The sequence below is a fragment of the Ottowia sp. genome, from assembly GCF_016703145.1.
In the GTDB taxonomy this organism is placed as follows: domain Bacteria; phylum Pseudomonadota; class Gammaproteobacteria; order Burkholderiales; family Burkholderiaceae_C; genus Ottowia.
The window spans coordinates 39,000-65,576 of the sequence record NZ_JADJCO010000002.1; the positions used below are offsets into that span (position 1 = coordinate 39,000).

Below are 26,577 nucleotides of genomic sequence, written 5' to 3' on the forward strand. Positions count from 1 at the left end.
ACCTTGGCGATCAGGCGCTGCGCCGCGCCAGCGCCAGGTAGGCGCCCAGCCCCAGCAGCGTGACGCCCGACAGGCGGTGCAGCCGCCGCGCGTGCACGGCGCCCGACCGGAGCCAGCGGTCCGCCATGAAAACCGCGATGACGTCGGCCAGCGTGTTGAGCCCCACGCAGATGCTGCCGAGCAGAACCAGCCGGAGCCCCAGCGGTTCGCCCGCCGAGACGAACTGGGGCAGGAACGCGAGAAAGAACAGCGCCGTCTTGACGTTCAGGGCCTCGACCACGATGCCCTCCAGCAGCGCGCGGCGCGCCCCCTGGGCCGCCACGGCCTCGGTGGCCGGGGCCCGATCCTGGCGCAGGAGCAGGCGGATGCCCAGGTAGACCAGCCAGGCGGCGCCGAGGTACTTGACCAAGCTGAACGCCAGGGCGGACTGGGCGACGATCAGCGACAGGCCGAGCGCCGCCGCCACGACGTGGAGCATGCCGCCGAGGGCGGTGCCCAGGCACGACGCCAGGCCCTCGGCGCGGCCGCCGGCGGCCGTGCGGGCCACCACGTAGGCCATGCCGGGGCCGGGCGTGGCGGCCAGGGCGACGGCGGCGAGAAGGAAGGCGGTGAAGGACGTGGACATGGGCCGGGTGTTTGTCAGGGGGTGGGCAGCACGCCGTCGAGCCGGGCATCGCCGTAGGTTCGCACCACCTGGGCGATGACGACCCGGTAGCCGGCCAGCCAGTTCCCCTGCCTGGACTTGGCCTCGACGTGCGTCGGGTGCTCGATCAGGCGCTGCAGCGCTTCCAGCGATGCCCAGTAGTAGACGTTGGAGACCAGGCCGTTCGCCGGGTTTTCCCAGGACTCCTCGCCGAGGAATCCGGGCATCGACCTCGCCGCGTTGGCGATGATCTCGTCGAGCCGGTGGAACTCGTCGTCGAACTGGCGTTTGGCAAAGATGAAGGTGGAGGTGTACATGGGGACCAACGGGATGCGGGACGCCAGGAAGGGGGCGATGCCTTGAAAGCCAAAGTGGAGTCCGTTCAACTGGCTTTTTTCTCCAGCGTCGATGGGCGGGAGAACGAATCGCGCTGGTATTTCCCGCGCGCGCCGTTGCTGGCGAATAACGGCGTCAGTCCATCTGGGTCACATCATCCTCGGCGCGATTCATGCGATAGCGTGTCTTGCGTTCTTCCACGAGGAAATGGGGCGAGGGTGGCGGCTCCAGTCGCTCCAGGTGGGATCGAACCTCACGATCAATATCGTCGGCGGTTTCCGGTCTGGCGGCGCAGCGATCAGCCCAGGCGCGACCTGGGTGCAGCATGTCCCATCGCGTGCGCATTCCCAGGTAGCGCCCCTTGCCAGGATCGTGGTTGCCAAATCCGTCGATCAGGCTGTTCCAGATTGGTGAAAACTTGGCGATCATGAGCGACTCGCCCAGCGGGATCCAGATGTCGTCCACCACGAGATACCGGCATTGAAAATCGTTCAACCGCAAGTTGGGCGCCGATCCAATGCTTTCCGCGTGTTCGCGCAGTCGATTCCAGAGGGCGAAGGTCCGCGGCGTCGTGCTCAGGGACGTGCCCTTTCTTCCTCCCGCTGGAATGGCCTTGCCCACATAGATGGGTGCGACCAAGCCGTCCGCGTCCGCGTTGCGCACGCTCAGCGCGTGGTACGCCTTGAAGGATCCCACGTAGTAGAGCGCATAAATTCCCGCGCCATTGAACCGCTCCAGACCGCCAAGGGCCACGGGTTTTCTTCCCAGCAGCGCCTCGGCGACGCTGAGCCCAAGATTGATCTTGTCGAGTGGGTTGTAAGGGGTGGGCTCGCTCATGCCACACTGGCCAGGATCGATGCCTGCGACTCATTCGCCAGCACTCGCGCGCTTGCCATCAGCAAGTGCTCGGCGACACTGGCGGCGACCACCCGCCCCAGCAGCATGGGAACGGCGTTGCCCAGTTGCCGCATGGCCTCCGACCATGAGCCGTGAAGTTCGTACCCATCAGGGAAGGTTTGAAGTCGTGCCGATTCCCTGACCGTGAAGTAGCGAACCGATCCGTCCGGACGGACCAGCATGTTTTCGCCGCCCGGGACACCGTGATCGCCTGCCTTCAGCGTTTTGGCGGGAAAATCAAGCGGGCTGCCGGTGTGTCCAGGATACGCGCGCGCGCCGGTCTGCAGGCGATGGTTGAGAATGCATGAGTCCTGCGCGTGCGGCTCGGGGAGTTCCTTGAGCGCATCTCGAATCGTCTGCCAAGGCGCGTGCATGGGCGGAAGCCCCAAGCCGCGCAGCCGGTTCAATGTCGCGACCAAGCGTGCGGGTGGAGGCGGACGGTGGGAGCGCGCAACCTCGTGTCGATCCCAGTAGGCACCCGTCACCCATTGATCGTGCAGCAGCGCATCCAACGAATGCGTGTCACGTGGGAACGACCATCGCACGTCCTGATCCGAGCGAAAACCGATGATGAACACGCGCTCGCGTTTTTGTGGAACGCCAAAATTGGCGGCATTGACGAGCGTTGGACTCACGCGGTAAGTCAAGCCCTGAGCGGACCGCTTGTGAGTCGTCTGGTGCTGCTGAAGACGTCGATAGTGATCACTCCAGCCTTCGTCGGGCTTTTTGCTCAACTCGGGAAACTGCAGATGAAGCAGGATGTACTGGTAGTAGTTGTGAAAGGCGGAGCGGGTCAGCCCTTTCACGTTCTCGATGATGAAGGCGCGAGGGCGTAGCCGGCGAATCACATCCACGGTGACCGGGAACATATCCCGCTGATCCATGTGCGCCTTGTGCTTGCCGCCCATGGAGAACGGTTGGCAAGGAGGGCCGCCAGCGACCAAGTCCAGGTCACGGCCGAGCGCTGCGATATCGGCGTTCTCGATCCACTTGCGCACATCGCCCTGGATCACAGGCCAGTCCATCACGAGGGGATAGCCGCGCGCCTGGTTTTCGCGAACGGTGTCGCATGCCCACTGATCCCACTCGACCACCGCGCGAGTCCTGAACCCCGCCAAGGCCACGCCAAGCGCCAGGCCGCCGGCGCCAGCGAACAATTCGACGGATGTCAAGGACATGTCTCATCCTCCAGGAACATCAGTGTCTTGAACATCACTCTCAATGGATCGCGCAACTCGCACTCCCAGATGACCAGTGATGACCAACCCAGCGCCGTCAGGGCGCGCCGGCATCGGGCATCGCGTCGTTTGTTGGCTTCCAGCTTGGGCAACCAGAACTCCAATCGTGACTTTGGAAGTCGTGCCAGTTCGCATCGATTATGCCGATGCCAGAAGCAGCCATGGACGAAGATCACCTTGCGGCGCGCCGCGAACACCAGATCGGGGCATCCAGGAAGGCGTCGGTCGTGCAACCGGTACCGGAAGCCCAATGCGTGAACAAAGGACCGGACGGTCATTTCGGGTGAAGTATCCCGGGCGCGGATACGACTCATGCGCTCACCGCGCTCCGCTGGGGTCAGCGTGTCCATGTGTTGCCTATGCCAATCCATCAGGGTCGAGCTACTGGAACGCCACCTCGGCGAAGCTGCGCAGCTTGCGGCTGTGCAGCCGGTCGAGCCCGTTCTCGCGCAGGCGCTCGATGGCGCGCAGGCCGATCAGCAGGTGCTGGCCCACGCGCTCGCGGTAGAAGTGGTTGGCCATGCCGGGCAGCTTGATCTCGCCGTGCAGCGGCTTGTCGCTGACGCACAGCAGGGTGCCGTAGGGCACGCGGAAGCGGAAGCCGTTGGCGGCGATGGTGGCGCTTTCCATGTCCAGTGCCACCGCGCGCGACTGCGAGAAGCGCTGCTGCGGCGCGCCGGCGCCCAGCAGCTCCCAGTTGCGGTTGTCGGTGGTGGCCACGGTGCCGGTGCGCAGCACGCGCTTGAGCTCGACCCCCTCGAGCTGCGTCACGTCGGCCACCGCGTCCTGCAGCGCGATCTGCACCTCGGCCAGCGCCGGCACCGGGATCCACAGCGGCAGGTCCTCGTCCAGCACGTGGTCCTCGCGCACGTAGCCGTGCGCCAGCACGTAGTCGCCCAGCTGCTGGCTGTTGCGCAGGCCGGCGCAGTGGCCCAGCATGATCCAGGCGTGCGGGCGCAGCACGGCGATGTGGTCGGTGATGTTCTTGGCGTTGCTGGGGCCGACGCCGATGTTGACCAGGGTGATGCCGCCGCGGTCCTCGCGCATCAGGTGGTAGGCGGGCATCTGCGGCATGCGCGGCGGCGTGGCGCCGGGGTCGTCGCCCGGCCGGGCGGCCAGGCCGGCATGGCGCGTGATGACGTTGCCTGGCTGCACGAAGGTGGTGTAGGCGCTGTCCGGGTTCTGCATCTCGGCCTGCCCGAGGGCGATGAACTCGTCGATGTAGAACTGGTAGTTGGTGAACAGCACGAAGTTCTGGAAGTGCTCGGGCGAGGTGCCGGTGTAGTGGCGCAGCCGGTGCAGCGAGTAGTCCACGCGCGGCGCGGTGAACAGCGCCAGCGGCGCGGCCTCGCCCCGGCGCACGGCGTGCGTGCCGTTGGCGATGCGGTCGTCCATGGCCAGCAGGTCGGGCAGGTCGAAGACGTCGGCCAGCAGCGGGCGCTGCCAGGGGCGCAGGCCGATCTCGAAGTGCTCGTCGTCGGCGAAGCTGAAGGGCAGCGGGATCGGCTGGCTGCTGACGCCCACCTCCAGCGCCACGCCGTGGTTGCCCAGCAGCAGGCGGAACTGCTCCAGGTAGTAGCTGGCGAACAGATCGGGCCGCGTGAGGGTGGTTTCGTAGTGGCCGGCGTGCGAGACGAAGCCGTAGGCCAGCCGCGTGTCCGGGTGGCGGTGGTGCGCCGTGGCCAGCCGCACGAACGGGTAGCAGGCGCGCACGCGCGGCAGGGGCGCGGCGGGCGGCGCTTCGAGGGCGATGAAGGCCTGCAGCTGCTGGCGCAGGTGCGCCAGGCCGGCGTCGTGGATCTGCCGGACGCGCGCCAGCGCGGCGTCGGCGTCGGTGAAGGGGGTGGGCGCGATGAAGGGCGGAAGCAGGGTCATGGCCTATTGTCCACACCGGCGAAGGCGTGGCCGTGACGGTGCGGGGCGGCACCGCCGGCGCCGGGGCTATGATGGTGCCCCAGGCTCGTTTGCTACTGTTTATATAGCTTTTGGCGCAATACCGGCGCCGGTAACTGGCCGTTTTGATGCCCAAACCCGATTCTTCCCGCATTCCGTCGCCGGACCGCGTCGCGATGCGCCGGCGCCTGGCGGTGCTGATGTGGCGCGCGGTGGCGGTGCTGGCCTTCGGCCTGGGGCTGGTCGGCGTGGTGCTGCCGGTGATGCCGACGGTGCCGTTTCTCATCGTCGCGGCCTGGGCGGCCAGCCAGGGCTGGCCGGCGTTCGAGACCTGGCTGCTGGGGCACCGCCTGTTCGGCCCGCCCCTGGTGCGCTGGCGCGAGCGCGGCGCCGTGCCGCGGCGCGCCAAGTGGGCCAGCACGCTGATGATGGCCGCCAGCGCCGCCGGCCTGCAGTTCTTCGTCCAGGTCCCGCTGTGGGCGCGCATCGCCGTGCCGGCGGTGATGCTGGCCGTGGCCGTCTGGCTGTGGCAGCGGCCGGAGGAGTGACACGGCGCTACATGCTGCGCCGGTACTGCCCGCCGACCTCGAACAGCGCGTCGGTGATCTGCCCCAGCGAGCAGCAGCGCACCGCGTCCATCAGCACCTCGAACACGTTGGCGTCGTCGATCACGGCCTGCCGCAGGCGCGCCAGCATGGCGGGCGCTTGGTGGGCGTGGCGCTGGTGGAAGTCGCGCAGGCGCCGGAGCTGCGACTGCTTTTCTTCCTCGGTCGAGCGCGCCAGCTCGACGTGCCCGGCCACCGGGTCGCCCTGGGGGTGGCGGAAGGTGTTGACGCCGATGATGGGCAGCTCGCCGGTGTGCTTGAGCATCTCGTAGTGCAGGCTCTCCTCCTGGATCCGGCCGCGCTGGTAGCCGGTCTCCATGGCGCCCAGCACGCCGCCGCGCTCGGTGAGGCGCTCGAACTCGGCCAGCACGGCCTCTTCCACCAGCTCGGTCAGCTCCTCGATGACGAAGGCGCCCTGGCTGGGGTTCTCGTTCTTGGCCAGCCCCCACTCGCGGTTGATGATGAGCTGGATCGCCATGGCGCGGCGCACGCTGTCCTCGGTGGGCGTGGTGATGGCCTCGTCGAAGGCGTTGGTGTGCAGGCTGTTGCAGTTGTCCTGGATGGCGATCAGCGCCTGCAGCGTGGTGCGGATGTCGTTGAACTGGATCTCCTGCGCGTGCAGGCTGCGGCCGCTGGTCTGGATGTGGTACTTGAGCTTCTGGCCGCGCTCGCTGGCGCCGTAGCGCTCCTTCATCGCCACGGCCCAGATGCGGCGCGCCACGCGGCCCATCACGGTGTATTCCGGGTCCATGCCGTTGCTGAAGAAGAAGCTCAGGTTGGGCGCGAAGTCGTCGATGCGCATGCCGCGCGCCAGGTACGCCTCGACGAAGGTGAAGCCGTTGGCGAGCGTGAAGGCGAGCTGGCTGATCGGGTTGGCCCCCGCCTCGGCGATGTGGTAGCCGCTGATCGACACGCTGTAGAAGTTGCGCACGTCGTGCCGCACGAAGTAGCGGGCGATGTCGCCCATCACCTTCAGGCTGAACTCGGTGCTGAAGATGCAGGTGTTCTGGCCCTGGTCCTCCTTCAGGATGTCGGCCTGCACGGTGCCGCGCACGTGGGCCAGCACCCAGGCGCGGATCGCCTCGCCCTCGGCGCTGGTCGGCGCGCGGCCGTGGTCGGCGGCGAACCCGTCCAGCCGCTGGTCGATGGCGGTGTTCATGAACATGGCCAGGATGGCGGGCGCCGGGCCGTTGATGGTCATGCTCACGCTGGTGGCGGCATCGCACAGGTCGAAGCCGTCGTACAGCACCTTCATGTCGTCCAGCGTGGCGATGGAGACGCCCGCGTTGCCGACCTTGCCGTAGATGTCGGGCCGCGGGTCGGGGTCGGCGCCGTACAGCGTGACCGAGTCGAACGCGGTGGACAGGCGCTTGGCCGGCAGGCCCTCCGACAGCAGCTTGAAGCGCCGGTTGGTGCGGAAGGCGTCGCCCTCGCCGGCGAACATGCGCGTCGGGTCCTCGCCCTCGCGCTTGAAGGCGAAGGTGCCGGCGGTGTAGGGGTAGCGGCCGGGCACGTTGTCCAGCATCAGCCACTGCAGGATGTCGCCGTGATCGGCGTAGGCCGGCAGCACCACCTTGCGGATGCGCGTGCCGCTGAGGGACGTGGTGGTGAGCGCGGTGCGGATCTCCCGGTCGCGGCTCTTCACCACGATCTCGTCGCCGGCGTAGGCGCGCTGCGTCTCGGGCCACTGCGCCAGCAGGTGGCGCGCGTCCTGGTCCAGGCGCGCCAGGCGCTGTTCGGCCAGCGCCAGCGCGGCGTCGGCGGCGTCGGCGCGGCCGGGCGCCTCGGCCCGCAGCAGGCGCGCGGCTTCCTGCAACTGCTGCGCCTCGCGCGCCAGCCGGGCCTGATCGCGCGCGCGCCGCTCGTAGCCGCGCACGGCGTCGGCGATCTCGGCCAGGTAGCGCGTGCGCGCGGGCGGCACGATGGGCGACTGGTGGGTGCTGTGCCGCACGCCCACGGCGGGCAGGCGGCCGTCCCGCAGCGCCAGGCCCAGCGCCGCCAGGCGGGGCCGCAGCGCCTGGTACAGCGCCGTCACGCCGTCGTCGTTGAAGTGCGCGGCCATGGTGCCGAACACCGGCATGTCCTCGGCGCGCTGGCCAAAGGCCTGCCGGTTGCGCTGCACCTGCTTGGCCACGTCGCGCAGGGCGTCCAGCGCGCCCTTGCGGTCGAACTTGTTGATGGCCACGAACTCGGCGAAGTCCAGCATGTCGATCTTCTCCAACTGGCTGGCTGCGCCGTACTCGGGCGTCATCACGTACACCGGCACGTCGACCAGCGGCACGATGGCGGCGTCGCCCTGGCCGATGCCCGAGGTCTCCACGATCACCAGGTCGAACCCGGCGGCCTGGCACGCGGCGATCACGCCGGGCAGGGCGGCGCTCAGCTCGCCGCCCCCGCGCGTGGCCAGGCTGCGCATGAAGACGCGCGGCCCCTGGCCCCACGGCCCGATGGCGTTCATGCGGATGCGGTCGCCCAGCAGCGCGCCGCCCGACCTGCGCCGCGACGGGTCGATGGAGATCACCGCGATGCGCAGGGCGTCGTCCTGATCCAGCCGCAGGCGGCGGATCAGCTCGTCGGTCAGGCTCGACTTGCCGGCGCCGCCGGTGCCGGTGATGCCGACGATGGGTATATTTTTTGTAGCTGCAAACGATTGCAGGGTGCTGGCCAGAACCTGATCTGCCTTGGAATTCTCCAGCGCGGTGATGAGCTGCGCCAGCGCGCGCCAGGCCGCTTCGGTGTGGCCCTGGAGGGCCTCGATCCGCGTCGGCGCATGCGCCGACAGGTCGTGGTCGCAGCGCATCAGCATCTCGCCGACCATGCCCTGCAGGCCCATGCGCTGGCCGTCCTCGGGGCTGTAGAGGCGGGCCACGCCATGGGCCTGCAGCGCGCGGATCTCGGCCGGCACGATCACGCCGCCGCCGCCGCCGAACACCTGGACGTGCGCGCCGCCGCGCTTCGCAGCAGGTCCACCATGTACTTGAAGTACTCGACGTGGCCGCCCTGGTAGCTGCTGATGGCGATGCCTTGCGCGTCCTCCTGCAGCGCGGCGGTCACCACCTCGTCCACGCTGCGGTCGTGGCCCAGGTGGATCACCTCCGCCCCCATGCCCTGCAGGAGGCGCCGCATGATGTTGATGGCCGCGTCGTGCCCGTCGAACAGGCTGGCGGCGGTGACGAAGCGCACCTTGTTCGCGGGGCGGTACGCGGCCAGGGCGCGGGACTCGGCGGACAGATCGGTCATGCGGTGTCTCCTGCTGGGATGTGGCGGGCGCAGCCCCTGTTGTACAGGATCGGCCGCATTTCCCTAAACTGCGGGCATGAACCCGACCCAGCTTTTCGACCCCGCCTCCAGCACCTACACCTACCTCCTGTTCGACGAGCAGACGCGCGAGGCGCTGATCATCGACCCGGTGGACGAGCAACTCCAGCGCGACCTCGACGCGCTGGCGCACCTGGGGCTGACGCTGAAGTGGACGGTGGAGACCCACGCCCACGCCGACCACATCACCAGCGCCGCCCGGCTGGCCGAGCTGACCGGCGCGCGCACGGCCGCGCCCGCTGGCTGCGACGTGGGCACGGCGGCGGTGCAACTGCGGGACGGCGACACGTTGGCCTTTGGCCGCGAGGCGGTGCGCGTGCTGCACACGCCCGGCCACACGGCGGGCAGCGTGTGCTTTCTGTGGCGGCCGGCGGGCGAGGCTGCCGAGCGCCACGTGTTCACCGGCGACACGCTGCTGATCCAGGGCTGCGGACGCACCGACTTCCAGTCCGGCAGTGCGGAGCAGCTCTACGACAGCATCACGCGCAAGCTCTTCCCCCTGCCCGACACCACCCTGGTCTGGCCGGGGCACGACTACCACGGCCGCACCCAGTCCACCATCGGCGCCGAGAAGACGACCAACCCGCGGCTGGCCGGCCGCACGCGCGAGCAGTTCGTGCAGACCATGGACGGCCTCGGCCTGCCCAGGCCGCGCCGCATGGACGAGGCCGTGCCCGCCAACCAGCGCTCGGGCCTGCGCCAGGACGCCGGCGGCGCGGCCTCGGGCGAGCCGGCGCCGGCCGAAGGCTATGCCGGCGACATCACCCCGCGGACCGCGCACGACTGGATGCAGGCCGGCCAGGCGGTGCTGGTGGACGTGCGCACCGACGCCGAGCGCGAATGGGTCGGCTTCGTCCCCGGCGCCGAGACCGCGGCCTGGAAGCAGTGGCCCGGCATGGCGCTGAACCCCGGCTTTGACGCCGCCGTCCAGACCGCCGCGCGGGACGGCCGCCCGCTGATGATGCTGTGCCGCAGCGGCGTGCGCTCCATCGCCGCCGCCCGGCGCGCGACGGCGCTGGGCTTGGCCGCCTACAACGTGCTGGGCGGCTTCGAGGGCGACCCGGACGAGCAGGCCCAGCGCGGGCGCAAGAACGGCTGGCGGCACGCCGGCCTGCCGTGGCGGCAGGGCTGAAGGGGGCCGTCAGGCCTCGCTGGGCCGCACCGCCAGCCAGTCGCCGATGGCCTGCTCGTAGGCGGCGGCCAGTTGCAGCACCTGCTGGTCGGCCCGCGGCTTGCCGATCAACTGCAGGCCCATGGGCAGGCCCCGGTGGTCGAAGCCCACGGGCACGCTGATGCAGGGCAGGCCGGCGAAGGTGGCGTAGATCACCACCTCCATCCAGCGGTGGTAGGTGTCCATGGCGCGGCCGGCAACCTCTCTGGGCCAGCGCTCGCGGGCGTCGAAGGGCCAGACCTGGGCCGTCGGCAGGGCCAGCACGTCGTGGCGCTCGAACAGGCGCAGCATCTGCCGGTAGAAGCCGGTGCGCGCCACGCTGGCGCTCATGAACTCGGCGCCGCTGGTGTGCCGGGCTTGGTCGTGCTCCCACAGCGCCTCGGGCTTGATGAGCGCGCGGTTGCCTTCCTTCAGCAGGAAGGGTGCGATGCGGGGGGCCACCAGCATGCGGCGCCAGACCAGCCACGCGTCCCACACCTGCTCGGGCGGCATGCCCAGCAGGGTGGGCTCGACGGCGCAGCCCAGGGCCTCCAGCCGGCCCAGTCCGTGCGCGCAGGCGTCCAGGATGCCGGCTTCCATGGGCAGGTGGCCGTCCAGGTCGCCGAGCCAGCCGATGCGCAGGTTCTTGGGGGCCAACGGGGTGCTGGCCAGCGCCGGATCGATGCTTTCAGCTATTGAAAGAGGAGCGTTTTCCGACCGGCCCGCCTGCGTGGCGAGCAGCCGCGCCACGTCGCGCACGCTGCGGCCCATGGGGCCTTCGGTGCTGAGCTGGCTGATCCACACGTCCTGCACCGGCGCCATCGGCACGCGGCCCTGGCTGGGGCGAAAGCCAAAGCAGTTGGCCCAGGCCGCGGGGTTGCGCAGGCTGCCCATGAAGTCGGAGCCGTCGGCCACCGGCAGCAGGCGCAGCGCCAGCGCGGCCGCGCCGCCGCCGCTGCTGCCGCCGGCCGAGCGGGCGGGGTCGTAGGCGTTCAGCGTGGCGCCGAACACCTCGTTGAAGGTGTGCGAGCCCAGGCCGAACTCGGGCGTGTTGCTCTTGCCGATGACGATGCAGCCGGCCGCCTTCAGGCGCGAGGCCATCAGGCCGTCCTCCTTGGCGACGAAGCCGCGCATCAGCGGCGAGCCCAGCGTGGTGGGCAGCCCGGCGACGTTGGACAGGTCCTTGATGGCCTGCGGCAGGCCGTGCATCCAGCCGCGCGAGGCGCCGCGCGCCAGCTCGGCATCGCGGGCGTCGGCCTCGGCCAGCAGCGCGTCGTCGGGCCGCAGCGAGACCAGCGCGTTGCAGCGCGGGTTGAGGCGGTGGATGCGCGCGAGGTAGGCGCCCATCACCTCGCGGCACGACACCTGGCGGGCGTGCAGGGCGGCGGACAGGGCGCTGGCGTCCAGCGCGGTGGGGTCGTCGGGCAGGGTGGCGGCGGGCATGGCGCCACACTCTACGCCATGCCCGGCCCGGGCCGGCATCGGAGACGGGCGCTTTCCTTGGACTGGCTCGGGGCCGTCTCCTACGGCCTCGGGATGCGTCCGCCGCTCCAATGGAAGTCCAGCCAAAGAAAGGAGCCATCATGGCGGACATCGATCATCAGCCTCGGCAGGATCTCTCGGGCGCCGAGGCCGGCCAGAAGATTCGCGAGATCGCGAAAGACACCCGGACCTGCATGTTCCAGACGGGCCTGGACAGCTTTCCCGGGGACACGCGCCCGATGTCCATCCAGGAAGTCGACGAGGACGGCACCTTCTGGTTTCTGAGCTCCACCGAGAGCGAGAAGAATCGCGACATCGCCCGAGATCCCCGTGTGGTTCTGACGTGCCAGAACGAGGGGAAGATGGCTTATCTGGCGGTTTCAGGCCGCGCCAGCATTCACACCGACCCCGCCACGATCGACAGATACTGGACCGAGTTTGCCAAGGCCTGGTTCAAGGGTAAGGAAGACCCGCGCGTGTCCATCATCCAGGTCGTGCCCGCCGATGGCCACTATTGGGAAACCAGGGACGGGAAGATCGTGGCGTTCGCCAAGATGAGCTTCGCCGCCTTCACCGGCGCCAGCGTGGACGACGGTGGCGTGAGCGGTGACCTGGCGCCGCGGCTTCCGTAGATCTCGGCGCAGCTCAGAACCTGGCTGTAGCGCGCCAGGTGGCTTCGTTCATCGGGGAAGGGCTCGGCGGCCGCGTTCGGGGCGCTCCATCCTGCCGCGCCGATGCGCAGGTCGTCCATCATTCAGTGCCTGTGGATCGCTGGAGCCAGCATGAAGCAATAAAGGCACCCGAGGGTGCCTTTATGCATTGAATCCGGCCCTGGCCCGCGTAGGGATTGCGCCGGTAGCTATCTTTATCAGAGTGCCGGGATGCGCAGCTTCTGGCCCGGGTAGATTTTGTCGGGGTGGCTCAGCATCGGCTTGTTGGCCTCGAAGATCACCGGGTACTTGTTGGCGTCGCCGTAGTACTTCTTGGCGATGGCGCTCAGCGTGTCCCCCCGCACCACGTCGTGGTACTGCGACGCGGTGCCGGCCGGGTACTGCAGGTTGTTGTCCACGTTGCTCACGCTGGCCACGTTGCCGGCGGCCAGGCCCGCCTTCTCGGCTGCTTCCTGGCTGGGGGCGTTGCCGCTCAGCGTGACGGTGCCGGAGCCGCCGTCGAACGCCACGCCCAGGCCCGACAGGCCCAGGTTCTGCTGCTCGATGTAGGTCCTGATGGCGTCGCCGGCCTTGGCGTTCAGGTCGGCCACGTCGGCGCCGGGGACCGCCGCGGCCTCCTTGCCGCCGAACAGCTTTTCACCGGCTTCCTTGATGAAACTGAACAATCCCATGCTGGGCTCTCCTCGGGTGTGGTTGAAGGAAGCCGCCACTGTACCCCGTCATCCCGGCCACCGCAGGTGACATCGCGTTCCTGACCGTAGGACAAAACCGCTTATATTGCGAAGCCATGAATTTATTGGCGATCGACGTCGGCAATACGCGACTGAAATGGACCCTGTACGACCGCCCCGCGGCCGATGCGCAGGTGCTGGCGCACGGGGTTGAATTCCTGGAGCAGCTCGATCGCCTGGCCGAGGGCGCCTGGGCCAAGCTGCCCGAGCCCGACCGCATGCTGGGCTGCATCGTGGCCGGCCAGGCCGTCAAGTACCGTGTGCAGGAGCAGATGGAGCTGTGGAACGTCGAGCCGCGCTGGGTCGTCGCCTCCGAGGCCGAGGCCGGGCTCACCAACGGCTACGACTACCCCGCGCGCCTGGGCGCCGACCGCTGGGTCGCCATGATCGGCGCGCACCACCACATGCTGCGGCACGGGCCGCCGCGGCCGCTGCTGCTGGTGATGGTGGGCACGGCGGTGACGGTGGAGGCCATCGACCAGCATGGGCGCTTTCTGGGCGGGCTGATCCTGCCCGGCCACGGCGTCATGCTGCGCGCGCTCGAATCGGGCACCGCCGGCCTGCACGTGCCCACGGGCGAGGTGTGCGAGTTCCCGACCAACACCAGCGACGCGCTCACTTCGGGTGGCACCTTCGCCATCGCCGGTGCCTGCGAGCGCATGGCCCAGCACCTGACGCGCCACTGCGGCGCCGAGCCCATGTGCCTGATGACGGGCGGCGCCGGCTGGAAGATGCTGCCGTCGATGACGCGCTCGTTCGAGTTGGTCGAAAACCTCATCTTCGACGGCCTGCTGCTCATCGCCGAGGAGCGCGAGATGCTCATCAGCAGGTATTGAAGCAACCCCCGGCTGCGTCTGCTGGCCGCGGGGCTACATGCGCTCGATGCCCGCCACATCCACCCATTGGGCCCAGCGGCGGATGTCTTCCTGGATGAACCGCTGCATATCGGGGCCGGAGCGCCACTGGTTTTCAAGGCCGCGTCCGGCGTAGGCCTGCTGCACCTCGGGGTCGGCCATGGCCTGCTGCAGCGCGCGGCCCATGCCTTCCACCGCCGCGGGCGGGGTGCCGGCGGCCGTGGCCAGGCCAAACCAGCCCTGCAGCTCCAGGCCGGGCACGATCGCGTTGGCGGCCGGCACATGGGCCAGCGACGGCAGCGGCTTGGGACTGGTGACGGCAATGGGGCGCAGCCGGTCGTTCTTCAGCATGGGCGCGGCGGAGAGGGTGTCGATGAAGACGAAGTCCAATTGCCCGCCCATCAGATCGGTCAGGATGTGCGTGACCGATTTGTACGACACGCCCTGGAACCGCAGCTTGGCGTAGACGCGCAGCAGCTCCGCCGGCACCTGCGAGGACGAGCTGTAGTAGCCGTAGTTCAGCATGCCCGGCTTGGCGCGTGCCGCCGCCACCAGCTCGCCCAGGGTTTTGTACGGGGCATCGGAGCGCACCAGCAGCACGGAGCTGAAGCGGCCGAACATGCCGACCTGCACGAAGTCCTTGAGCGGGTCGTAGCGCAGCTTGCGGTACAGGCTGACGTTGGCCGCATGCGTGGAGTTGCTGGTGATCAGGAAGGTATAGCCATCGGCCGCGGCCTCCTTGGCGGCCATGGCGCCCAGGATGCCGGCGGCGCCGGGCCGGTTGTCCACCACCACGGTGGCTTGGGGCAGGGTGCGCGGCACATGGTTGGCGAAGGTGCGGGCCATGAAGTCCGCGGCGCCACCGGCCGCCGACGGCACGATGATGGTGATGGACCGTGCGGCGGGCCACGCGGCGTCCGCCGCGCGTGCGTGGGGCAGGGCCAGCGCGGCCAGCGGCAGGCTGGCCAGGCCACGCAGCAGGCTGCGGCGGCCCGGGGCGACGGGGGCGAAGGCGGTGTCGTGAAGGTCGGTGCGGGGCATGGTTTGTCTCCGTGAAAACGTGGCGGGTCTCTGATTCGAAGGGGCAGGAAAGCAGCGCGTCAGGCGGGCCGCGCCCCGGCATCGGTGCGGGGCGGGTGCAGTCCAGCCAAAAAGGGGTGCAGCGCCCGCAGGTACCGCGGCAGGCAGTCCACCATGGGCGTGTGACCACCAGGCAGCAGTTGCAGCCGGGCCATGGGCAGGCAGGCGGCCAGCTCAATGGCGTCGGCCACGCCGCGGCGGCGGTCCTGCTCGCCGTGCAGCACCAGCACGGGGCAGTGCAGCGACGGCAGATCGGGGCGCAGATCCAGGGCGCGCAAGCCCTCGATGCTTTGCAGCAGCGCGGACGGCGGCAGGCTGGCCAGGTAGTCGCACAGCTGCCGCCACAGCGCCGAGGGTGGCATTTGGGCAAAGCAGGCTCGCAGGAAATCGTGCTGGGCGGGCGGGGCCCAGGCCTCGCGCACGCGCTGCGCGAAGGCGGGGTCGCCATGGCGGGCACTGTGCGCGCCGGTGTTGCCCACCACCAGGCCGGCCACGGGCAGACCAGGCTGCAACGCGGTCAACATGGCCAGCACGCCGCCCACGGAGTAGCCCAGCAGCACAACCGGACCGGCGTGGCCGTCCTGGGCGCGCTGGCGCAGGCTGTCCGCCAGGCGCCGCGCCACCTGGCGCGGGTCGCAGGAGTGCGGGCAGAGCGGCGGCTCGGCCCAGTCCACCGGCTGCACCGTCCAGCCGGGGGCCCGCAGGCCGCCCAGCACGGCGGGCGTGCAACCGGCGCCGGGCAGAGCCACCAGCAGCGGGCCGCGCAGGGCCGCCCAGTCGATGGCATGCAGCGGTGCGGGCGGCAAGGCTGGCGAGTCGGCGTCGGTGGCGCGGGGCTGTGGCATGGCGCCCATCGTAGGCAGGCACGGCTGATGGACATAGGGAATAATTTTTATCGTTCAATAAGCAAAAGGAATCTGCTGCCATGCCATCCGATCTGCCTGATCTGCCCATTGCCCAGGTGCGCCATTTCCTGCTGGTGGCCGAGCACGGAGGCTTTCATGCGGCGGCGGAAAAGGCGTTTCGCACGCAGCCGGCGATCAGCAAGTCCGTCCAGGCGCTGGAGGAGCGCCTGGGCGGCGCGCTGCTGGAGCCCAGCCGGCGCTCGGTGCTGACGCCGCTGGGCCGCCAGTGCCTGCCCTATCTGCGCGAGTTGGTGCTGCACCACGACCGCTCGGCCAGCACGGCGCTGGCCTTCGTGCGCAAGGATCGGGGAACGCTGACCGTGGCGTCCATCGCGGCCCTGGCCGGCAACTGGCTGCCGCGGTTGGTGCGCGACTATCAGCGCGACTACCCGGGCGTGGCCGTGCGCCTGCTTGATGACAACTCGCGCAACGTGGAGCGCATGGTGCTGGAGGAGGAGGTGGACTTCGGCGTGGGCAGCCTGGTGTCGGGAACGCCGCAGCTCCTGTTCGATCCGCTGATCGACGACGCCTTCGGCCTGGTGTGCAGCCGCAGCCATCCGCTGGCCCGGCGGCGGCGGTTGCGTTGGCATGAACTGCGGGGGCTGCCGCTCCTGAGCACCACGGCCCACCACCAGTTGGCCGCCTGGCCTGACGAGGCGCGCTGGCTGCAGGCGCCGGTGATGCACGTCAGCACCATGTTGACCCTGCTGGCACTGCTGGATGCCAATGTGGGCGTGACCGTGCTGGCGCGCCTGGGCGTGCCTGCGATGCTGGCCGAGCGCCTGGCGTTCGTGCCGCTGGCGGGGCCCCGGCGCCAGCGCAGGCTGGGGATCGTCCGGCTGGCCGGACGATCACTCAGCCCGGCGGCGCAGGCCATGCGGGAGCGCTTGCTTGCGCATGCGCAGGCTTCGCGGGGGCATGCATGACAGATGCCGTGGACCGAATGCTTCTAAATTAATAGCTATAAGCGTTTATTCTGCGCCGGCTTCAGCCTGATTTGGCTTGAAGCTGACGTCAGGCGCCGCAGTCGCCCAAGCCCTCCACCGCCTGGAACATCGCTTGCCGCGCCTGGCTGACGACCTGGCCCTTCCAGCCGTCGGTGTCGGTGTGGAAGGCGCGCAGCAGCCGTGCCTTGATCTGCACCGCCAACGCGGCCGGCGCCTGCGGGTGCAGCGCCAGCCAGTGGTCGCCGCGCAGGGCGTCCAGCACCTCGGCGAGGGGCTCGGTGCCGTATTCCAGCGCGATGCCGGTGGTTTCGGCGCGCGGCGCGGCGTCTTCGATGGCTTCCCACATCAAGCCCGTCAGCGGGGCGCTGGTGGAGGAGCCGTCTTGGATCGACGTCACCCGCGCTCCCCACCAGCGGCGCGCCCGCGCCAGGGCGGTGGCGTCGTCGCGGCCGGCGTGGATGCGCTCGCCCACGCCGCTGGGGCCCAGGCCGGTGTGCAGGTCGATCCAGGCCAAGCGGCGCGCGCGGCCGGCGTATCGGGCCAGCGCCTGCCGCACGGCCTGGTGGCTCCAGGTGGGCGCGTGGCCGCCGAAGAACAGGCCGTCGGCGAACTCCCATTGCCCGCCCGAGATGGCCGCCCGCCAGGCTGCCACGCCGTCGGTGGCGATGAGGGCCCCGATGGCCGCGCGGTTGACTTCGTCGGGCGGCCAGTCGGCCGGCAGCAGCAGCGGGTGCACGCGGCGGTAGGCCGCGTTGACGGGCATCGGCCGGGCGAAGTCGACGAAGTTGCGGTTCAGGTCCACGTTCTCGTGCGTCACGCGACGCAGGTGCGAGAAGCCCCAGGGGTTGAGCGCGTGCAGGTACAGCACCGCCACGCCCGCCGCGCGCGCCTTGCCGTGCCAGTCGGCGTCGTGCAGGGCGAACACCTGCACCCCGCTGCCGCAGAAGCCCTCCACGCCGTGGCAGCCGCTGCTGATGATCAGCAGGCGCTCGCTCGCGGCGTCGCCCACCAGCGCCACGTCCAGCGCCAGTTGCTCGCCGTCGCGGCCGGGCAGGGGGTGGTTGAACGACTCGATGCGCGCGCCCAGCGTGGCCGCGCCCTCCAGGAACTTGACGCGCGCCTTGGCGTAGCTGGGGGAGAAGGCGGAGGGGATGGGGATCACGGGGTGCCTTTCTCGGAGAAGAAGGTGAGGCGGTTGCCGAAGGGGTCCGTCACCCTCATTTCCATCGATCCCCAGGGCGCTTCTTCCAGGCCGGGGCGGGCATGGCGGTAGTTCGCCGCCGCCAGGCGCTGCTGGTAGGCGGCCACGTCGCCGGTGGCGATGCGCAGCGCCGCCCCGGGGCAGCAGTCGCCATGGTGCTCTGAAAGGTGCAGCACGCAAGCGTCTTTCGACACCTGCATGTAAAGCGGCGCGTGATCGTCGAAGCGGTGCTGCCAGTCGAGCCGGAAGCCCAGGAAGTCGAGGTAAAACTCGCGCGCCTTGGCTTCGTCGAAGATGCGCAGGATGGGCGTGGCGGCCTGCAAGGGCATGCGCGGCTCAGGTGCGTGCGCCAGCAGGCATCGGCCGGTCCGCCGGCGGCGTGTGGGCCAGCCAGGCCTCGGCCAGACGCACCCAGTAGGTGGCGCCCAGGGGGATCAGGTCGTCGTTGAAGTCGTAGTGCGGGTTGTGCAGGGTGCAGGGGCCGGCGTCGTGGCCGCCGCCCGCGTAGCCGGCGCGGTGGGCGCCGTCGCCGTTGGCGATGAAGCAGTAGGCGCCGGGCTTTTCCAGCAGCATGAAGGAGAAGTCCTCGGCGCCCATGGTGGGTTCCTGCGCGATGGCGTTCTCGGGGCCGACGATGCCGGCCATGACCTCGCGCGCGAACCCGGCCTCGTAGGGCGTGTTGATGGTGGGCGGGTAGTTGCGCTTGAACTGGAAGTCGCAGCGCGCGCCGAAGGCGGCGCTGACGCCCTCGGCGATCTCGCGCATGCGCTGCTCGATCAGGTCCAGCGTCTCGAAGGTGAAGGTGCGCACCGTGCCCTGGATCTCGCACGCATCGGGGATGACGTTGGTGGCCTCGCCGGCGTGGATCATGGTGACCGAGATGACGCCGGCGTCGATGGGCTTCTTGTTGCGCGTCAGGATGGTCTGGAAGCCCTGCACGATCTGGCAGGCGATGGGCACCGGGTCGGTGCCCATGTGGGGCATCGCGGCGTGGCCGCCCTTGCCGGTGACGACGATCCTGAACTCGTTGCTGGAGCCCATGACCGGCCCGCTGGAGACGGCCATCCGGCCCACCGCCATGCCGGGCCAGTTGTGCATGCCGAACACCGCTTCCATGGGGAACTGCCGGAACAGGCCGTCCTTGATCATCTCGCGCGCGCCGCCGCCGCCTTCCTCGGCGGGCTGGAAGATCAGGTAGACGGTGCCGTCGAAGTCGCGCTGCCTCGACAGGTGCAGCGCGGCGGCCAGCAGCATGGCGGTGTGGCCGTCGTGGCCGCAGGCGTGCATTTTGCCGGGGTGCCGGCTGGCGTGCGCGAAGGTGTTGAACTCGGTCATCGGCAGCGCGTCCATGTCGGCGCGCAGGCCGATGGCCCGCCCGTTCTGGCCGCCGTCGCGCCCGTGCACGATGCCCACCACGCCCGTGGTGCCCATGCCGCGGTGGATGGGGATGCCCCATTCGGCCAGCCGGGCCGCCACCAGGTCGGCGGTGCGCACCTCCTCGAAGCGCAACTCGGGGTGCGCGTGAAGGTCTCGCCGCAATTCGGTGATGGCCGCAGCCTGCGCCAGGATGGGTTCGATGAGGTTCATGGCGAAAGTCTAGTACGCCCGGCAGAATGGCGGGAAGGGGTTTCCCATATCCATGATGCCGATGACCAGTGCTCTGAATTCAGGAGTGATCCGGCGCCTCGCCGTGCCACTCGCGCTGGCCTCGGCGTTGCTGGCCGGCTGCGGCTCCGCCGGCTACTACGCGCAGTCGGTGCGCGGCCACCTGGCGCTGATGGCCGCCGCGCGGCCCATTGACGAACTGCTGGCCGACCCGGTCACCCCGGCAGACCTGAAGGCCCGCCTGGCGCTGGCGCGCCGCATCCGCGCCTTCGCCACCGCCGAGCTGGCGCTGCCCGACAACCCCAGCTACCACCGCTACAGCGACCTCGGGCGCCGCGCGGCGGTGTGGAACGTGGCCGCCGCGCCGCCCGATGGGCTGGCGCTCAAGCGCTGGTGCTTCGCCGTCGTCGGCTGCGTCGGCTACCGCGGCTACTACGACGAGGCCGACGCTCGTGCGCTGGCGGCCGAGCTGCGGTCCGGCGAGGGGCTGGAGGTGATGGTCTACGGCGTGCCGGCCTATTCCACCCTGGGCTGGCTGAACTGGGCCGGGGGCGACCCGCTGCTGTCCACCTTCATCCGCTACCCGGAGGGCGAGTTGGCGCGCCTGATCTTCCACGAGCTGACGCACCAGCGCGTGTACGTCGGCGGCGACACCATGTTCAACGAGTCCTACGCCACGGCGGTGGAGCGCCTGGGCGTGGCGCGCTGGCTGTCCACGCAGGCGGGCGAGGCGGCACGGCGCGAATACGCCGTGTTCGACGCGCGCCGCCAGGCCTTCCGCCAGCTCACCCGGCAGACGCGCCGCGAGCTGGCGGCGGTTTATGAGAAAAAACAGGCCGAAGCCCTTGCCGGTATTGCGCTGACAGCTATCAAAAACGAAGTGATGGAGCGCTTTCGCCAGCGCTACGCCGCGCTCAAGGCCGGCTGGGCCGCGGCGGGCACGCCGTTCGACGGCTTCGACGGCTGGGTGGCGCAGGCCAACAACGCCAGCTTCGGCCTGCAGGCGGCCTACGACGAGCGGGTGCCGGCCTTCGAGGCGCTGTTCGCGCGGGAGGGCAGCGACTGGCCGCGCTTTCACGCCGCCGTGCGCGACCTCGCCCGGCTGCCGGGTGACGAGCGCGGCGCGCGGCTGGACGCGCTGGCGGGCGAGGCGCCCGCGCGCCACGCCAGCGCGGCCCGAACCGGATCGATCGCTTCCAAAAGAATAGCTGAAGGCGAAATACCGGCGCGGGCTGTAGCCCGATTTCTTTCAAGAATTCACGCCGAGACCGATGCGGCTCAGGCGGCGCGCACTGCCTCGGCCGTGTCGATGAACTTCTGCATGGCTTCCTCGCGGCCGGTGCCTTCGAGCTTCTTCCAGGCGTCCCACTTGGCGCGTGCCACGAAGTCGCTGAAGGGCGGCTTGTCGCGCCCGTTGTCGCCCTCTGTGGCCTGCTTGTAGGCCGCGTAGAGCTTGAGCAGCGTCAGGTTGTCGGGACGCTCGGGGCGCGCCTGGGCGTCGGCATAGGCTTGCTCGAAGCGGGCCTGCAGGTCGGACATGAGGGGCACTTTCAGGGGGAGAGGCGATGTTACCTACAGCGTCAGGTTGGCGCGCGCCAGCTCCACCCACAGGCGCTCCACCGCGTCGCGCGCCGTCACGGCGGCCGCCTGCTCCTGCAGCCGGGCGGCCTCGGCCAGCCGCGCCTCGCCCTCCAGCATGACCACGGCGTTCGCGCGCGCGATCATCACCGCCGCCGAATCGGGCGCCAGCCGCCCGGCTTCGCGCAGGTGGTGCAGCGCCGTCTCGGCCCGGGCGCCGTAGGTCATGGCGCCGACCAGCGGGCCGACCTTGTCGATCACCTCGGCGTGGAACAGGCCCAGCGCGGCATGGGCCAGCGCGTGGCCGGGGGCCAGCATCAGCGTCATCTCCAGCGCGGCGCGCACCTGCGTGCCCAGGCCCTGCGCCAGCGCGCGCGCCACGTGGATGCCCTGGGCGTAGCGCGCCAGCGCGTAGCCCTGCCAGAACCAGGCGTTGGGGTGCAGCGGCGCGAGGGCGGCGTGCTGGCGCCCGCGCAAGTGCACGCGCTGCAGCAGCGCCAGGCGCGCCTTCTCGCCAGGCTCGACCAGCGTGGCGTGGGCGGTGGCGGCGCGGTTGGCGACGGACAGGCCCTCGACGCCCGCGGCCAGGCCGGCGGCCTCGGCGCGCTCGAACTGGCCGGCGTGCAGCAGCGCCCAGGCCGCCAGCGCGGCCTCGCCACGCGGCAGCGGCTCGGCGTCCAGCGCGTGCAGGCGCGGCCATTGGGCGCGCACTTCGTCGGCGTCGAGGAAGGCGTAGTCGCCGGCGTGGGGGCAGGGCAGCCAGGTCGTCATGGCGTGGCGGGGGATTGGTAGGCTTCGATCAGCGCCAGCAGGTGGGCGCGCGGCTCGTCGCCCAGGTAGGGCGCCAGCAGGCCGAGCACGTGGTAGGCGCCGCGCAGCAAGGCGTCCTGGGCGTTCTCGGGCTCCATGGCGCTGCGCGGGCTCAGCACGTATTCGTAGCTGAGCCAGTAGGTCAGCAGCACCACCATGTTGGCGGCCACGGCGTCGTGCCCGCGCTCGCCGGCGGTGCCGGCCAGGGCGTCGTCCGAGGGCGCGGCCTCGGCGCGCAGGTTGTCCAGCACCACGCGCAGCGCGCCCTTCTTGCGCATCAGCAAGGCGGGAAAGTGCGTCTCCAGCCGCCGGTTGCGCGACAGCAGGTGGTTGAGGTCGCGGTAGAGGAAGCGGTACTGCCAGATCAGCTCGAACAGCGAGTGCAGGAAGAACCAGGCGTCCTCGACGTCGCGCACGTCGTCGCTGGCAGCCAGCAGCTCGACCAGCGCGCCCTCGTACAGGCCGAACAGCGTGTTGATCAGCTCGTCCTTGGACGGGTAGTGGTAGTACAGGTTGCCGGGGCTGATGTTCAGCTCGGCCGAGATCATGGTGGTGGAGACGTTGGGCTCGCCGAAGCGGTTGAACAACTCCAGCGACGTGACCAGGATGCGCTCGGCGGTGCGGCGGGGCGCTTTCCGGGTCATGGTGTTCTCCTCGGCTTCACGGCTTCTCAGGGTGTGCTGGAGGCCGGCGCGGGCGCGGGCGCGGGCGTCTGGGGCTCGGGCGGCGCTACCACGGGCTCCGGCGCCGCGGGGACAAGCTGGGTGTAGGCCACCGTCACGGTGTGCTCCACTGTATCGCCATTCGCCTCGGTCACGCGCAGCCGCACCGGCAGGTAGTCCAGCGTGCGGCCCAGCCAGGCCTCGATGCGGACGTCACGCTCGTCCTGCGCCGCATGCACCAGCCGGACCGTGGGCAAGGTCCGGTCGCGCAGCGCCGGCACGATCTCGTCGGCCTCGACCACGAAGCGCCAGCGCCCTGTGTCGTGCAGGTGCGCGGCCGGCAGCTCGATCACGCTGCCGGCCGGGTAGCGGCCGGGGTCGCCCGCCAGCAGGGCGCCCAGTTGCAGCAGCACGCCCACCCGGTCCTGCATGCCGGCCTGCAACGGGGCGTCGGCGGCGGCGAAACGCACGCGCTGCGCGTCGTAGTCGAAGCGCACGTCCTGCACCGCGGGCGTGCGCAGCGTGGCCTGCACCGGTACCAGGCCTTGCGGCGTCAGCAGGCCGGTGACGGTGCGCGTGTGCTGGCCAATGGGCGAGCCATACACATAAAGATTCCAGTGGGCGTCGTACCAGCGGCCGTCCTGGCGCCAGTTCAACGCGGTGGGCACCTCGAACGACTCGCCGCCGATGGTGCCGGTGGTGCGGTAAGTCAGATGGGCCGCGCGCGGTATCCGCACGGGCGCATCGCCCTGGCCCTGAGCGAACGTCAGCGCCGTTGCGGCGTCGGCTGGTGGCAACGGGATCCTGATCGGCAGGGGGGCCGACTCGCCTCCGAAGGTGGTTCCGGTGTAGGGACCCAGCACCGGGGCTTCGGCCTTGGTATCGCTGCTGGCGTCGCGCGCGCTGGTGGCGCTTTGTGGGGTGGCGGGCGCCTTGGGCTTGGGCTTGGGCGTTGGCTTGGCCTTGGGGCGGGGCGCTGGAGCCGGTGCCGGTGCCGGAGCAGGCGATGGGGGTGGAGCGGTCTCCGGCGCTGGCGGGCTTGCTTCGGCGGGCGGCGCCACCAGGCGCGTCGTGAACGTCCCGGCATCCTGGCCAGCCCGCGCGGTCTGGCCCAGGCGCGGCAGGCCCAGCAGCAGCAAGGCGTGCACGGCGGCCACCAGCAGCGTGACCGACGTCAACTGACGGCCAGGTGGTGTGGTAGGGGCGATGGAATCGGTGCTCAAGTGGGAAAAGCCAGGGCGTCGAGTGAATCGGCGTCGAAGCGGTGTGAACGGGTCAGGCCAGATTGGAGCGCGGCGGCCGGCGTTGGTTCGCCCGCGGCGCGCCCGCGTCAGCCTCGCGGCGGCTTCTTGCGGGCCGCGCTGGCCGGCGCCGGTGCATCGGCCTGGCCCGTCATTTTCGCGAGCGCCTGCTCGAGCGCATCGACGCGCGCTTTCAGGATGGCGATCTCGCACGCCGACGGCATGCCCATGCTGGCGAGGGCGCGGGCCACGCGGCCCTCGAAAATGCCGCCCAGCCGGTCCCACGAGCCGCCGCCGCTGGTGGCCTGGGTCGTCATCGCGCCCATGCGCTGCGCGGCCTCGGCCCACTGCTCCTGCGTGCGGGCCTGCATCTCCAGCCCTTGCTTGACCAGTGCCTCGAACGCCTTGCTGCCCTCGGCATGCGCATTGGCCTGCGCGCTGGCCAGCGCGCCCAGTCCGGCCAGCCAGACGTTGTGCGCCGGCGTCTGCGTCGAGGCGGGAAACTGGAACGGCAGGGAAGCGGGCGAGGGCGTGGGGGCGGGTTCTGTGGCGGTCTTGCGGGGCTTGGTCGGCATGGCGGTGTCTCCGGGCGGCACGGCGGTCGCGGGCGGTTGCGGGCGTCCGCCCCGAAGCCGCCTTGCCGCGACAGCCCACACTGTAACGCCGTCCAGGGCGCGGCGGAGCGCATGAAATAATCCACCGTTGCGCATTTCGGCGTGGGCGTCCCAAATGAGGGCGCCGCCGGCCGGTGCGCGTGAAAGGCCTCGACTCCCATGATCCTCGTCACCGGCGGCGCCGGCTTCATCGGCAGCAACTTCGTGCTCGACTGGCTGGCCGGCGGCGGCGAGGGCGTGGTCAACCTCGACAAGCTGACCTACGCCGGCAACCTGGCCAACCTGGCGGCGGTGCAGGGGGATGCGCGCCACGTCTTCGTGCCGGGCGACATTGGCGACACGACGCTGCTGCAGCGGCTGCTGGCCGAGCATCGGCCGCGTGCCATCGTCAACTTCGCGGCCGAGAGCCACGTGGACCGCTCCATCCACGGCGCGGAAGACTTCATCGCCACCAACGTCGTCGGCACCTTCCGCCTGCTGGAGGCCGCGCGTGGCTACTGGGCCGGCCTGCCAGCGGACGAGCAGGCCGCCTTCCGCTTCCTGCACGTGTCCACCGACGAGGTGTACGGCAGCTTGGCGCCCGGCGCGCCGGCCTTCGCCGAGGACCACGTCGTCGAGCCCAACAGCCCCTACAGCGCCAGCAAGGCCGCCAGCGACCATCTGGTGCGCGCCTGGCACCACACGCACCGGCTGCCGGTGCTCACGACCAACTGTTCCAACAATTACGGGCCCTATCACTTTCCCGAGAAGCTGATCCCGCTGATGATCGTCAACGCCCTCGCGGGCAAGCCACTGCCGGTGTACGGCGACGGCCAGCAGGTGCGCGACTGGCTGTACGTGACGGACCACTGCAGCGCCATCCGGCGCGTGCTGGAGGCTGGCCGCCCCGGAGAGACCTACAACGTCGGCGGCTGGAACGAGAAGACCAACCTGGCCATCGTCCACACCATCTGCGATCTGCTCGACGAACTGTCGCCGCGCGCCGACGGCCAGAGCTACCGCGCGCAGATCACGCACGTGGCCGACCGCCCCGGCCACGACCGGCGCTACGCCATCGATGCGCGCAAGATCGAGCGCGAGCTGGGCTGGCGCCCTCTCGAAACCTTCGACACCGGCATCCGCAAGACCGTCCGGTGGTACCTGGACCATCCCGACTGGGTGCTCGGCGTGCAGAGCGGCGCCTACCGGGACTGGGTGGCCGCTCAATACGGCCAGGCGGCATGAACATCCTGCTGCTGGGCAGGAACGGCCAGGTCGGCTGGGAACTGCAGCGCAGCCTGGCACCGCTGGGCCGCCTGACCGCGCTGGACCGCCAGGGAGGCGACGGCCTGTGCGGCGACCTGGGCGACCTGCAAGGGCTGGCCGCCACCGTGCGCGCGCTGCGTCCCCAGGTCATCGTCAACGCCGCCGCCTACACCGCCGTGGACCGGGCCGAGAGCGAGCCCGAACTGGCGTGGCGCATCAACGCCGAAGCCCCCGCCGTGCTGGCGCGCGAGGCGGCGGCCAGTGGCGCCCTGCTGGTGCACTACGGCACCGACTACGTCTTCGACGGCAGCGGCAGCGCGCCCTGGACCGAGGACGCCGCCACCGGCCCCCTGAGCGTCTACGGCCGCGCCAAGCTGGCGGGCGAGCAAGCCATCGTGCGGGCGGGCGGCGCGCACCTGATCCTGCGCACGAGCTGGGTCTACGCCGCGCGCGGCGGCAACTTCGCCAAGACCATGCTGCGGCTGGCGCAGGAGCGCGAGCGCCTGACCGTCATCGACGACCAGTGGGGCGCGCCCACCGGGGCCGAGCTGATCGCCGACGTCAGCGCGCACGCCATCGCGCAGGTGCGCGCGCAGCCGGGCAAGGCGGGCATCTACCACCTGGCGGCAGCCGGTGAGACCAATTGGTTTTCATATGCAAAACACGTGATAGGCCGCGCCGGCATTGGGCCATCAGCTATTAAAATAGTAGTAAATGAAATTGCGCCCATTCCCACCAGCGCCTACCCCACGCCCGCCCGGCGCCCGCACAATTCGCGCCTGGACACGCGCAGGCTGCAAGCGACGTTCGGCCTGTCCCTGCCGCCCTGGCAGGATGGCGTGGACCGGATGCTGGCCGAGATTCTTTGACT

25 protein-coding genes and 3 pseudogenes are annotated in these 26,577 nt (G+C 70.2%); 9 read left to right on the top strand and 19 right to left on the bottom strand.

Features of this window, described 5'->3' with window-relative positions; all coding sequences use genetic code 11:
* Positions 1-10: 10 nt before the first annotated feature.
* The 6 genes from IPG65_RS00295 to IPG65_RS00320 all read right to left on the bottom strand — a co-directional run bounded on the left by IPG65_RS00295 (position 11) and on the right by IPG65_RS00320 (position 4,989).
* The gene (locus IPG65_RS00295) at positions 11-625 is read right to left on the bottom strand and encodes a LysE family translocator (RefSeq protein ID WP_293187281.1); all 615 of its coding nucleotides are present in this window, start codon (positions 623-625) and stop codon (positions 11-13) included.
* 14 nt (positions 626-639) lie between these two features.
* On the bottom strand, positions 640-960 hold the full coding sequence (locus IPG65_RS00300) for an antibiotic biosynthesis monooxygenase (RefSeq protein WP_293187282.1): 321 nt from the start codon (positions 958-960) through the stop codon (positions 640-642).
* Between the two features lie 154 nt (positions 961-1,114).
* Positions 1,115-1,816, bottom strand: coding sequence for an Eco29kI family restriction endonuclease (locus tag IPG65_RS00305; protein ID WP_293187283.1), 702 nt, complete (start codon positions 1,814-1,816; stop codon positions 1,115-1,117).
* Positions 1,813-3,054 carry a DNA cytosine methyltransferase gene (locus IPG65_RS00310; RefSeq protein ID WP_293187284.1) on the bottom strand — a complete coding sequence of 414 codons (1,242 nt, stop codon included), beginning with the start codon at positions 3,052-3,054 and terminating at the stop codon, positions 1,813-1,815. The genes IPG65_RS00305 and IPG65_RS00310 overlap by 4 nt, the downstream gene beginning before the upstream one ends.
* Complete coding sequence (locus IPG65_RS00315) at positions 3,045-3,464, bottom strand: very short patch repair endonuclease (RefSeq protein ID WP_293187285.1); 420 nt, start codon at positions 3,462-3,464, stop codon at positions 3,045-3,047. The genes IPG65_RS00310 and IPG65_RS00315 overlap by 10 nt, the downstream gene beginning before the upstream one ends.
* 31 nt (positions 3,465-3,495) lie before the next feature.
* Positions 3,496-4,989 carry an AMP nucleosidase gene (locus tag IPG65_RS00320; RefSeq protein WP_293187286.1) on the bottom strand — a complete coding sequence of 498 codons (1,494 nt, stop codon included), beginning with the start codon at positions 4,987-4,989 and terminating at the stop codon, positions 3,496-3,498.
* 146 nt (positions 4,990-5,135) lie between these two features.
* On the opposite strand from IPG65_RS00320, the gene IPG65_RS00325 reads away from it, so the two are divergent.
* Positions 5,136-5,555 (top strand): YbaN family protein, encoded by a 420-nt coding sequence (locus IPG65_RS00325; RefSeq protein ID WP_293187288.1) that lies wholly within the window; start codon positions 5,136-5,138, stop codon positions 5,553-5,555.
* 7 nt (positions 5,556-5,562) lie between these two features.
* On the opposite strand, the pseudogene icmF reads toward IPG65_RS00325, so the two are convergent.
* A pseudogene (gene icmF, locus IPG65_RS00330) lies at positions 5,563-8,852 on the bottom strand (fused isobutyryl-CoA mutase/GTPase IcmF).
* Positions 8,853-8,928: 76 nt separating this feature from the next.
* Between icmF and IPG65_RS19280 the strand changes: the two are divergent.
* Together IPG65_RS19280 and IPG65_RS19285 are read left to right on the top strand one after the other, a co-directional pair.
* A pseudogene (locus IPG65_RS19280) lies at positions 8,929-9,630 on the top strand (MBL fold metallo-hydrolase); the annotation flags it as partial.
* A 60-nt stretch (positions 9,631-9,690) separates the two neighbouring features.
* Complete coding sequence (locus tag IPG65_RS19285) at positions 9,691-10,062, top strand: rhodanese-like domain-containing protein (RefSeq protein WP_366932115.1); 372 nt, start codon at positions 9,691-9,693, stop codon at positions 10,060-10,062.
* Between the two features lie 9 nt (positions 10,063-10,071).
* On the opposite strand, the gene IPG65_RS00340 is transcribed toward IPG65_RS19285, so the two are convergent.
* Positions 10,072-11,523, bottom strand: coding sequence for an amidase (locus tag IPG65_RS00340; protein ID WP_293187291.1), 1,452 nt, complete (start codon positions 11,521-11,523; stop codon positions 10,072-10,074).
* A 140-nt stretch (positions 11,524-11,663) separates the two neighbouring features.
* Between IPG65_RS00340 and IPG65_RS00345 the strand changes: the two genes are divergently transcribed.
* The gene (locus IPG65_RS00345; RefSeq protein WP_293187293.1) at positions 11,664-12,194 is read left to right on the top strand and encodes a pyridoxamine 5'-phosphate oxidase family protein; all 531 of its coding nucleotides are present in this window, start codon (positions 11,664-11,666) and stop codon (positions 12,192-12,194) included.
* 236 nt (positions 12,195-12,430) lie between these two features.
* Here the strand turns inward: IPG65_RS00345 and lysM are convergent, their stop codons facing one another.
* Positions 12,431-12,904, bottom strand: a complete 474-nt coding sequence (gene lysM / locus IPG65_RS00350; RefSeq protein WP_293187295.1) for a peptidoglycan-binding protein LysM — start codon at positions 12,902-12,904, stop codon at positions 12,431-12,433.
* 116 nt (positions 12,905-13,020) lie between these two features.
* On the opposite strand from lysM, the gene IPG65_RS00355 reads away from it, so the two are divergent.
* A complete protein-coding gene (locus IPG65_RS00355) occupies positions 13,021-13,800 on the top strand; it encodes a type III pantothenate kinase (protein ID WP_293187297.1) in 780 nt (259 codons plus the stop codon).
* Between the two features lie 33 nt (positions 13,801-13,833).
* Here IPG65_RS00355 and IPG65_RS00360 read toward each other — a convergent pair whose 3' ends face one another.
* Complete coding sequence (locus IPG65_RS00360; protein WP_293187299.1) at positions 13,834-14,859, bottom strand: tripartite tricarboxylate transporter substrate binding protein; 1,026 nt, start codon at positions 14,857-14,859, stop codon at positions 13,834-13,836.
* A 59-nt stretch (positions 14,860-14,918) separates the two neighbouring features.
* Positions 14,919-15,743 carry an alpha/beta hydrolase gene (locus tag IPG65_RS00365; protein ID WP_293187301.1) on the bottom strand — a complete coding sequence of 275 codons (825 nt, stop codon included), beginning with the start codon at positions 15,741-15,743 and terminating at the stop codon, positions 14,919-14,921.
* A gap of 80 nt (positions 15,744-15,823) precedes the next feature.
* On the opposite strand from IPG65_RS00365, the gene IPG65_RS00370 reads away from it, so the two are divergent.
* On the top strand, positions 15,824-16,729 hold the full coding sequence (locus tag IPG65_RS00370) for a LysR family transcriptional regulator (protein WP_293187302.1): 906 nt from the start codon (positions 15,824-15,826) through the stop codon (positions 16,727-16,729).
* Positions 16,730-16,817: 88 nt separating this feature from the next.
* Here IPG65_RS00370 and IPG65_RS00375 read toward each other — a convergent pair whose 3' ends face one another.
* From IPG65_RS00375 to IPG65_RS00385, 3 genes are read right to left on the bottom strand one after another with little or no spacing between them, the layout of a single operon-like run.
* Complete coding sequence (locus IPG65_RS00375) at positions 16,818-17,912, bottom strand: M14 family metallopeptidase (protein ID WP_293187303.1); 1,095 nt, start codon at positions 17,910-17,912, stop codon at positions 16,818-16,820.
* A complete protein-coding gene (locus tag IPG65_RS00380; protein WP_293187304.1) occupies positions 17,909-18,280 on the bottom strand; it encodes a glyoxalase superfamily protein in 372 nt (123 codons plus the stop codon). Before IPG65_RS00380 ends, IPG65_RS00375 begins: the two co-directional genes overlap by 4 nt.
* A gap of 7 nt (positions 18,281-18,287) precedes the next feature.
* Complete coding sequence (locus tag IPG65_RS00385) at positions 18,288-19,538, bottom strand: M20 aminoacylase family protein (RefSeq protein WP_293187305.1); 1,251 nt, start codon at positions 19,536-19,538, stop codon at positions 18,288-18,290.
* 61 nt (positions 19,539-19,599) lie between these two features.
* Here IPG65_RS00385 and IPG65_RS00390 point away from each other — a divergent pair.
* Positions 19,600-20,676 (top strand): annotated as a pseudogene (locus IPG65_RS00390) (aminopeptidase); the annotation flags it as partial.
* 158 nt (positions 20,677-20,834) lie between these two features.
* Here IPG65_RS00390 and IPG65_RS00395 read toward each other — a convergent pair.
* From IPG65_RS00395 to IPG65_RS00415, 5 genes are all read right to left on the bottom strand, one after another.
* Positions 20,835-21,095 (bottom strand): acyl-CoA-binding protein, encoded by a 261-nt coding sequence (locus IPG65_RS00395; RefSeq protein ID WP_293187306.1) that lies wholly within the window; start codon positions 21,093-21,095, stop codon positions 20,835-20,837.
* A 33-nt stretch (positions 21,096-21,128) separates the two neighbouring features.
* The gene (locus IPG65_RS00400) at positions 21,129-21,905 is read right to left on the bottom strand and encodes a hypothetical protein (RefSeq protein ID WP_293187308.1); all 777 of its coding nucleotides are present in this window, start codon (positions 21,903-21,905) and stop codon (positions 21,129-21,131) included.
* Positions 21,902-22,588 (bottom strand): TetR/AcrR family transcriptional regulator, encoded by a 687-nt coding sequence (locus IPG65_RS00405; protein ID WP_293187309.1) that lies wholly within the window; start codon positions 22,586-22,588, stop codon positions 21,902-21,904. Before IPG65_RS00405 ends, IPG65_RS00400 begins: the two co-directional genes overlap by 4 nt.
* 26 nt (positions 22,589-22,614) lie before the next feature.
* Positions 22,615-23,829 carry a DUF3108 domain-containing protein gene (locus IPG65_RS00410; RefSeq protein ID WP_293187310.1) on the bottom strand — a complete coding sequence of 405 codons (1,215 nt, stop codon included), beginning with the start codon at positions 23,827-23,829 and terminating at the stop codon, positions 22,615-22,617.
* Positions 23,830-23,936: 107 nt separating this feature from the next.
* Positions 23,937-24,422 (bottom strand): phasin family protein, encoded by a 486-nt coding sequence (locus tag IPG65_RS00415; protein ID WP_293187311.1) that lies wholly within the window; start codon positions 24,420-24,422, stop codon positions 23,937-23,939.
* 198 nt (positions 24,423-24,620) lie between these two features.
* Here IPG65_RS00415 and rfbB point away from each other — a divergent pair, with 198 nt between their 5' ends.
* Together rfbB and rfbD are read left to right on the top strand one after the other, a co-directional pair.
* A complete protein-coding gene (rfbB, locus tag IPG65_RS00420) occupies positions 24,621-25,685 on the top strand; it encodes a dTDP-glucose 4,6-dehydratase (RefSeq protein WP_293187312.1) in 1,065 nt (354 codons plus the stop codon).
* Positions 25,682-26,575 carry a dTDP-4-dehydrorhamnose reductase gene (gene rfbD / locus IPG65_RS00425; protein ID WP_293187313.1) on the top strand — a complete coding sequence of 298 codons (894 nt, stop codon included), beginning with the start codon at positions 25,682-25,684 and terminating at the stop codon, positions 26,573-26,575. The genes rfbB and rfbD overlap by 4 nt, the downstream gene beginning before the upstream one ends.
* Positions 26,576-26,577 lie beyond the last annotated feature (2 nt).